Origin of the sequence: Mycobacterium simiae, from assembly GCF_008370645.1 — a bacterium.
Classification (GTDB): Bacteria; Actinomycetota; Actinomycetes; order Mycobacteriales; family Mycobacteriaceae; genus Mycobacterium; species Mycobacterium simiae_A.
This window is the reverse complement of the sequence record NZ_VTZN01000471.1, coordinates 1-660: the sequence shown is the minus strand read 5'-3', so window position 1 is coordinate 660 and position 660 is coordinate 1. Positions and strand designations below refer to the sequence as shown.

Genomic DNA, 660 nt, shown 5'->3' with positions numbered 1-660 from the left:
GTCCCGGCAAACTCGACAAAGAGCCCTGCCAAGAAGCCAACTGCGCAGCCGCTGCCGACACCCCACCGTGATAACCAACCATGGCCGCCACATCGGCCGCCCACATCTCCTCATAAACACCCTCGGCAGCAGCAATCGCCGGCGCATTCTGCCCAAACACATTCGACAACACCAACTGCACAAACGCATTCCGATTGGCAGCCACCGCCACCGGATGAATCACCGCCGCCCGCGCCGCCTCAAAAACCCCCGCCACCGCCTTAGCCTGCACCGCCGCACCCGCAGCCCGCGCCGCCGCCGCACTCAACCAACCCGCATACGGACCCGCCACCGATAACATCGCCGCAGCCGCCGGACCCTGCCACACCTGACCCGACCCACCCGCCAACCCCGAAGTCACCGACGCAAACGCCGCCGCCGCCGACCCCAACTCCTCGGCCAACCCCGACCACGCCGCCGCCGCCGCCAACATCGGCGCCGATCCCGCCCCAGAAAACATCCGCAAAGAATTAACCTCCGGCGGCAACACCACGAAACTCATCAGAACCGCCCCTCCTCATACGGAATATTCTCCAACGCAGCCAGCGGCGTTACACCCGCCGACCACAGCTACCCACCCAGCGACACTAGGACTAACCCCCAACAAACACCCGTATTTAC

Annotated in this window: 1 protein-coding gene; it reads right to left on the bottom strand. The window is 65.0% G+C overall.

Annotated features, from left to right (window positions below; translation table 11 throughout):
• A partial coding sequence (locus F0Q45_RS26480; RefSeq protein WP_188113197.1) for a PPE family protein occupies positions 1-541 on the bottom strand: 541 nt, incomplete at its 3' end.
• Positions 542-660 lie beyond the last annotated feature (119 nt).